The following is a 6,901-nucleotide window of genomic DNA, read 5'->3' as shown; positions in this document are numbered from 1 at the left end:
CCTGCCCGGCCGGCTGTGCGTGCATCGCGGCCAGCCCGAGGCGCTGGCCTGCGCCGGTGCGCGCTGGCAGGCCAGCCCCCCGGCCCGCATCCAGCTGGCCGAGCAGGACAGCGCCTGCCTGGCGATGGACAGCGCCGGCCAGCTGCTTGACAGCACGGTGGGCGAAGGGCTGTGCACCACCGAGCTCGCCTACCGCATAGCCCGACACAAGGAGGAGCCCGTCAATGGCTGGCTTGAATAAGAGAACGCAACGCGGCGCCAGCCTGGTCGAGGCCATGGTGGCGGTGCTGCTGCTGGGCGTGATCGGCCTGGGCCTGGTCTACGCGCTGAGCCGCACCCTGGTGGCCCACAAATACCACAAGGCCCAGAGCCTGGCGGTGCAAGGCATCAGGGCCGAGCTGNTGGGCGTGATCGGCCTGGGCCTGGTCTACGCGCTGAGCCGCACCCTGGTGGCCCACAAATACCACAAGGCCCAGAGCCTGGCGGTGCAAGGCATCAGGGCCGAGCTGCAAAGCGCCGGCCTGGCCGGCGGCTGCCCTGCCAGCGGCCAGGCCAAGCGCAGCAGCGATCTGCAGCTGGGGGCTCAGCTGAGCATCAGCGAGGTGCAGAAGACCTGCATCGTGACGCCGGTGACCGTCAGCATTGCCGGCAGCAGCAAAAGCGTCACGCTGGCCCAGGTGCTCTATGAACTCGACGCCGAAACCCTGCTGGGCCCCGGCACGCTGACGCTGAGGAACTGACGCGATGGCGGGGACGAAGAAGCACCAGGCCGGCACCAGCCTGATCGGCTTGATGGTTGGCATGGTGATCGCGCTGCTGGCGGTGGTCGGCGGCATGTCGCTGTACAAGACCTCGGTGCAGCAGCTGATGGGGGATGGCGGCCTGGTGAAGAGCAGCAGCCAGGACGGCCAGCTCGCCTCGGGCCTGCTGAGCGCGCAGATCGCCTTGCAGGCGGCCGGCTACGGCATCAAGGGGGCGGCCAGCGACAGCCATCTGATCCTCTTGCGCGAGGCGGCGCTCAGCGGCGCGCGCCTGAGCGGCCAGACCCAGGCGCTCAGCAGTGCGGCGGCGGCCGGCAATGCCCTGGTCTGGATCAGCAACCCGACGCTGTCGGCCGACCCGGCCCAGCAGGTCTGCCATGCGCTGCTGGCCGAGCCCGACAGCCGCGCCCTGTTGCTGCTGCGCGCCGAGGGCAGCTGCCATCCGCTGGCCACACGCTGGAGCCAGCTCGAATGGGCCCGCCGCAGCCTGGTGGCGGCCGAGCAGCTGCCCGAGCCGGTGGGCATCGCAGCGCGGCGCGCGGCCGGCTGCTGGCCTTACGGCGCGCTGCCCGAGGCGATGACCGGCATGGCGGCGCCAAGCGCGCCGGTCGAGGTCAGCCTCGCCTATGCGGGCAGCGTCAGCGGCGCCAGCAATCGTTACACCTCCTGCCTGGCCAACCTCATCCAATGACAAGCAAGACTCCTTATTCGCCACGGTCGCAGCGCGGCGTGGCCTCGGTGCTCTTCATGATGCTGCTGGGCCTGGGCCTGGCCGGCCTGGTGTTCGGCGCGGTCTATGCGGTCAGCGGCTCGCAGTCGCAGACCCGCACCGTCCATGCCCAGACCCAGGCGCAGCTGAAGGCCTGGGGCGGTGCCGAGGCGCTGCGCCAGTACCTCTACCAGCTCGGCGCGGCCAAGTCGGCCGAGCTGGAGGCCGACAGCGCGGTGGCGTTCACCGGCCTGGACGGCGTCAGCGCCGGCATCCGCGCGGTCAGCGCTGCCGACCCCGACTGCGAGGGCGCCACCAAGGTCGCGGCCCAGGTCACCGGCAGCAGCGGCGGCGCCAATGCCTTGCTGGCCCTGGTCTATTGCGCCAGCGGCAAGCCCGGTGGTGGCGGCAGCTCGGGCAGCGATGCGATCAATATCAAGGGCAATCTGGACCTGTCCGGCGATCTGCAGGTGCTGGGCGATGACAAGGCCCGGCTGATCGTCGACGGCAAGGTCAGCGGCGCCGGCAGCCTCAACGGCATCAACCACCTCTATGCGGCTGACAGCGTCACGCTGGGCGGCAGCACCAGCATCGCGACGGTGTTCTCCGAAGGCAGCATCACGCTCAGCGGCAGCGGCAGCTACAACAAGCTCAGCGCGATGAAGGACATCACGCTCAAGGGCGGCGTCTCGGCCGGCACGCTGATGGCGAATGGCGCGGTCAGCCTGAAGAGCAACCAGGTGGTGGCCGTGTCGGCGATCGGCGATGTGCAACTGGGCGGCGCCCGCGTCAGCATGCTCAAGACCCAGGGCAATGCCAGCGGCAACAATGCCAGGATCACGGCCGAGGCGCTGGTGCAAGGCAGCTATAGCGAGGAAAGCGACGGCGCGGTGGCCAGCGGCCAGTATGGCCAGAGCCTGACCACGCCGAAGGAGAACAAGCAGGTGTCGATGACCCGCGTGGCCGGCCTGCGGGTGGCGCTGACGGCGCTGACCCCGACCACGATCAGCTCGCCCCGCATCGACGCCTACGAGTACCGCGCCGCCTCGAACTACCAGTTCGAACGCGACGCCGACAACCGCACGGTGGTCACCGTCAGCCAGGTCAGCGGCATTCCCGACGGCCGCTATTTCCTGGCCGGCAGCGGCGCCAACCAGGACTGGCTGTGCAGCAGTGCCAGCTATGCCGCCGCCAGCTGCGTGGCCAAGATCTGTGCCGGCCACTCCAACTACAACAGCTGCCTGAGCTATGACACCGTCAGCCAGACCTGGACGCTGGCCGGCACCAGCATGGCGCCGGGCGTAGCCTGGTTCAAGGGCAATCTGGTCGCCGGCCAGGGCGACTACGCGAACAGCTTCATCGCCACCGGCGATATCAAGACCGCCGGCAACAACACCACCGAGGCGCTCAACTACGCCGGCTATGCCAAGGTCTGCAACAACAGCCTCTTTGCCGGCCTGGCACCGCGGGGCTATTGCAGCAGCGGCAGCGCCGAGCTGAAGCCGCAGCCGCTGGGCAATATCGCCTTCGCGGCCGGCGGCTATATCGGCGCCAGCTACAGCGGCGGCCGCATCGACCTGACCGCCGCCAACCATGTCTATGGCGATGTGCTGGCCGGCGACCTGCTGCTGACCGGCGGCAACACCACCGTGCACGGCCATGTGGTGGCCGCCCGCATGGGCAATCACGGCGGCAACAACGCCTTCGGTGCCAGCACCAAGATCGACCTGCGCAATCTGCCCAGCAGCTTCAAGCCCGGCGAGAACCCGCTCAACGTCGGCCAGCCGGCCAGCGCGAAGCTGCTGTGGTCGAGCTATCGATAGAAAGTCGTCCTCAGCGCCAGAACTTCCCATCCGGCCCGATGATGGCCAGGTCGGCGTAGTCCAGGCCGGTGTGGTCGGCGCTGCTGAAATGCAGGTCGAGGCCGCCCAGATCGTATTTGCCGAGCCCGTCGAGCGCGCGCACCAGGCTGGCGCGGCTGAGCTCCTTGCCGGCCTTGCGCAGGCCCGCCACCAGCACCTTGGCAGCGGCGAAGCCTTCCAGATTGGAGGGCGTGAGCTCGGCCAGGCCGGCCGCCTTGGCCAGCTCGTGGGCCTCGCGGATCATCGGTGTGTTCAGCGAGCGCTCGGACGGGAAGACCTGGCTGACGATGACTCCACGGCCGAGCTTGTCCAGCCGTTTGACGAAGCCTGCCGAGGCATTGTTGGACAGCGTCGCCACCTGCGCATTCGAGCCGGCGGCGCGCAGCGCCTGGATGCCCTCGACCACCGTGTCGCCCGAGCCGATGAAGAGCAAGGCCTGCACATCGGCCTTGGCCAGCTGCGCCATCAAGGGCGCCAGATCCGGCTTGACGCGCGGGAACACCAGATGCGCGACCGCCTGCAGCTTGGCCACCTGCAGGCCCTTGAGCGCACCGGTGGCGGCATCGGCACCAAAGCTGTCATCGACCTGGGCCAGCGCGATGCGGCTGACCCCCATGCCGACCAGATGCTGGATCGCGCGCTCGGCCTCGCGCTGGTAGGTCGCGCGCACGTTGAAGACGTAAGGATTGACCGGCTTGTGCAGCAGCATCGCGCCGGTCGATGGCGCGATCAGGGCCAGCTTGTGCTCGGCCAGCAGCGGCAGGATGGCCTGGCTGTGCGGCGTGCCGCGGTTCAGGAACAGCGCGAGCACGCCCTGCTCAATCAGCTTCTTGGCGTTCTCGGCCGCCAGCGGCGGCTCGAACTTGTCGTCCAGCGAGATCAGCTCGATGCTCTGGCCATTGATGCCGCCGGCGGCATTGACCGAGTTCAGATAGAGCTTGGCGCCATCGGTCGTCTCCTTGACCCCGGCCGCCACCGGCCCGCTGAAACCGGCGGTCTGGCCGATCTTGATCTGGGCCCAGGCCCCGGCCGTCAGTCCCAGACCGCAGCACAGGGCTATCGCAACAGAACGCAGGCGCATGGGTGTCTCCCTTTTGATTGGGGGCGATTGTGGCAAAGCCGCTCGACACCCAGCCGCGCAAAAGCGGGCTAAATGTGAGCAATTGGTCACGCCGGCCAGTGGCGGGCCAGCAGCGGCGCCAGGTCTGGCTCCGCCTCGATGCGCCGCAGCAGCGCATGGAAATCGGGCCGCTGCTTCGCCAGATGCGCGCGCGCGCCCGACCAGCGCGACACCACCACGGCCATGAAGTCCAGCGCGCCGGTGCGCTCGCCGTTCAGACAGGGGGCGGCCGGAAACTGATCGGCAAAGATCTCCCATTGGCGCTGCAGCTGGGCGCGCGCGCCGCGCTGGATGCGCTCGCGCATGTCGGCATCGGCCTCGGCACACACACGTTCGGGAAAGTCGATCACACCGATGCTCGCATAGCAGTTGGCGGCAATGAAGACCAGGCCGCGCAGCGCCTGGGCCCGTGCCGCCGGCTCGCTCGGCAGCAGCCCGGCTTCGGGATGGACCAGGCCCAGATGGATCAGGATGGCGGCGCTCTCGCTGAGCACGGCGCCGTCCGGCAGCAGCAGGGTCGGGATCTGCAGCAGGGGATTGTGGCGGCGCAGCTCGGCCTGCTCGGAGTCGGGTTCCCAGGACGAGGCGCGGCGCAGCTGCCAGGGCTGGCCGATGCGCTCCAGCGCCATTTCTATCATCGCCGAGCCTGAGCCCGGGCTGCCGAACAAGGTGTACATGGGAGTGCTCTGGCTGCGTACCGACGCGGCCGAGCTTACCCGATCAGAGCCAGGCGCCCAGCAGCAAGGCTCCGCCCGAGCTCAGCAGCAGGGCCGGCGCCAGCCACAGCGGCCGCCAGGTCGCCAGTGCCACCACGGCCAGCGCGGCCAGGGTCAGCTGGGCGCCCCATTCGGTCCAGGCGATGCCGGTGTCCGGGCGCGGCCAGACGGTCAGCCACGAAAATGCGAACGCCAGCAGCGCCAGCGCACGCAAGCCGCGGCGCCAGGCCGGGCTCGGCGCCTGGCCCAGCGCGTCCTGATGGTGGCGCTCCATCGCCAGGCACAGCGCGGCGAACGCGGCCAGGCAGCACAGCAAGGGATGCAGCAGGAACGATGGCGATGACATCAGGCGCCCTCCACCTGGCCGGCGGGGCCAGGTCTTGCCCGGCGGGCCGCAGCCGGCCGGCACTTCCAGGCCAGACAGCCCAGCAGCGCCGCGCCGCTCAGAAAGGCCAGATCGATGCCCAGCAGCATGCCGCCCGGCAGTGCGCCGGCCTGCAGCACATCGAGCAATGGCAGGCCGGCAAAAGCCAGCGCGCCCAGCCCGAACACCAGGCGCCAGCCGCCACCCGCCATCGCGATCAGCAGGCTGGCGCCCCAGACCGCGAAGAACGCCTTCAGCTCCGCATCGGGCCGCTGCGCCAGCCCCAGCGGCAGCAGCCGGTTGGCATAGCAGAAGCCCGCCATCGCCAGCGGCAGACCGGCAATGGCCGTGATATTCAGCAGCGCGACCAGGCGACGGCCGAAGCCCAGCCGGGCCGGCCCGCGGCGCTCGGCCTCGGCGCGGCGCTTGACGCACCACAGCACCAGGCCGGTCGCGATCATCGCGCTGCCCAGCAGACCGAAGCCGAACAGCAGCCAGCGCAGCGGCAGGCCGGCAAAGCGGGCGATATGCAAGCCGTAGAGCACGCCATAGGTCTTGGCGGCCGGCGCATCGGTGTCGGCCAGGTGCAGGCGTTCGCCGCTGCCGGCATCGAAGACCTGGCGCGGGCTGCGGTACTGCAGCCGGTCGCCCTCATGGCGATTGAACTCCACCAGGGTCTGGCCGCCCTCGCGCAGCAGCGAGACCGCCTCGATGCGGCCATCGGGCCACTCGGTCCGGGCCTGGCTCAGCAGCCGCTCCCAGGCGCCCTCCCCCAGCAGCGGCAGGGGCTCGGTCTCACCCGGTTTGGGCGTCAGGCCGCGATTGCGCGGCAGCGGGTCGCCAGCCAGCTCGCTGAAGTAGGCGCCGCTGTTCTTGCCATAGGCCGCCGCGATGCCCGAGGGCATATAGAGGCTGTGCAGTGTCATCAGCCCGCTGAAGGTGATCAGCAGATAAAAAGGCAGGGCCAGCACGCCGCTGACATTGTGGGCATCGAGCCAGGCCCGCTGGGCCGCTTTCGCGCCGGGCCGGAAGGTGAAGAAGTCCTTGAAGAAACGCCGGTGCGTGACGATGCCGCTGAGCAACGCAACGAACATCAAGAGCGTCGCCAGCCCGACCAGCCAGCGCCCTTCCAGGATCCAGCGGCTTTGCTGGGCCGAGCGCAGCTCGAAATGGAAACGGTAGAAAAACTCACCGGCGCCGAAGGTGGCGCGCGCCTCGACCGGCATGCCATTGGCTGGGTCCAGCCAGCGCTGCTCGAACCTGGCACGCTGCCCCGGCTTGGCGGGATCGGGCGCCTCGCGCCAGCTTAGCGCGGCCACCGGCCGGCGCTCGTCCGGCAGGCTCAGGCGCCAGCTCTGCGCGGCCGGCG

The 6,901-nt window shown here is 69.6% G+C and carries 8 protein-coding genes; 4 read left to right on the top strand and 4 right to left on the bottom strand.

All coding sequences use genetic code 11. The features are described 5' to 3' along the window. The 4 genes from PO768_RS27020 to PO768_RS27010 all read left to right on the top strand — a co-directional run. Nucleotides 1-241 (top strand): hypothetical protein (locus tag PO768_RS27020; protein WP_272648529.1); only part of this gene is annotated, 241 nt, incomplete at its 5' end. After that, on the top strand, nt 225-740 hold the full coding sequence (locus PO768_RS29220) for a prepilin-type N-terminal cleavage/methylation domain-containing protein (protein WP_336297790.1): 516 nt from the start codon (nt 225-227) through the stop codon (nt 738-740). The genes PO768_RS27020 and PO768_RS29220, both read left to right, overlap by 17 nt. A gap of 4 nt (nt 741-744) precedes the next feature. Beyond that, nucleotides 745-1,452: a PilW family protein gene (locus tag PO768_RS27015; protein WP_272648528.1), complete on the top strand. Its 708-nt coding sequence runs from the start codon at nt 745-747 to the stop codon at nt 1,450-1,452. Then, on the top strand, nt 1,449-3,293 hold the full coding sequence (locus PO768_RS27010; RefSeq protein ID WP_272648527.1) for a hypothetical protein: 1,845 nt from the start codon (nt 1,449-1,451) through the stop codon (nt 3,291-3,293). Before PO768_RS27015 ends, PO768_RS27010 begins: the two co-directional genes overlap by 4 nt. Before the next feature lie 10 nt (nt 3,294-3,303). Here PO768_RS27010 and PO768_RS27005 read toward each other — a convergent pair whose 3' ends face one another. The 4 genes from PO768_RS27005 to PO768_RS26990 form a co-directional block, all read right to left on the bottom strand. Further along, nucleotides 3,304-4,413 carry an ABC transporter substrate-binding protein gene (locus tag PO768_RS27005; RefSeq protein ID WP_272648526.1) on the bottom strand — a complete coding sequence of 370 codons (1,110 nt, stop codon included), beginning with the start codon at nt 4,411-4,413 and terminating at the stop codon, nt 3,304-3,306. A gap of 86 nt (nt 4,414-4,499) precedes the next feature. After that, nucleotides 4,500-5,129 (bottom strand): glutathione S-transferase family protein, encoded by a 630-nt coding sequence (locus PO768_RS27000; protein ID WP_272648525.1) that lies wholly within the window; start codon nt 5,127-5,129, stop codon nt 4,500-4,502. Between the two features lie 43 nt (nt 5,130-5,172). Continuing rightward, the gene (locus tag PO768_RS26995; RefSeq protein ID WP_272648524.1) at nt 5,173-5,514 is read right to left on the bottom strand and encodes a DUF3325 family protein; all 342 of its coding nucleotides are present in this window, start codon (nt 5,512-5,514) and stop codon (nt 5,173-5,175) included. After that, nucleotides 5,514-6,901 (bottom strand): PepSY-associated TM helix domain-containing protein (locus PO768_RS26990; protein ID WP_272648523.1); only part of this gene is annotated, 1,388 nt, incomplete at its 5' end. The genes PO768_RS26990 and PO768_RS26995, both read right to left, overlap by 1 nt.

Origin of the sequence: Paucibacter sp. XJ19-41 (assembly GCF_028462495.1) — a bacterium.
Taxonomy (GTDB): Bacteria; Pseudomonadota; Gammaproteobacteria; order Burkholderiales; family Burkholderiaceae_C; genus Roseateles_E.
The sequence above is the reverse complement of the archived record's forward strand: the minus strand, read 5'-3'. Positions and strand labels throughout refer to the sequence as shown.

Bases quoted from the DNA above. Each gene is read 5' to 3' on its own strand.
- PO768_RS27005 (WP_272648526.1), bottom strand. From the start codon at position 4,413: ATGCGCCTGCGTTCTGTTGCGATAGCCCTGTGCTGCGGTCTGGGACTG.
- PO768_RS27000 (WP_272648525.1), bottom strand. From the start codon at position 5,129: ATGTACACCTTGTTCGGCAGCCCGGGCTCAGGCTCGGCGATGATAGAA.
- PO768_RS27015 (WP_272648528.1), top strand. From the start codon at position 745: ATGGCGGGGACGAAGAAGCACCAGGCCGGCACCAGCCTGATCGGCTTG.
- PO768_RS27010 (WP_272648527.1), top strand. From the start codon at position 1,449: ATGACAAGCAAGACTCCTTATTCGCCACGGTCGCAGCGCGGCGTGGCC.
- PO768_RS26995 (WP_272648524.1), bottom strand. From the start codon at position 5,514: ATGTCATCGCCATCGTTCCTGCTGCATCCCTTGCTGTGCTGCCTGGCC.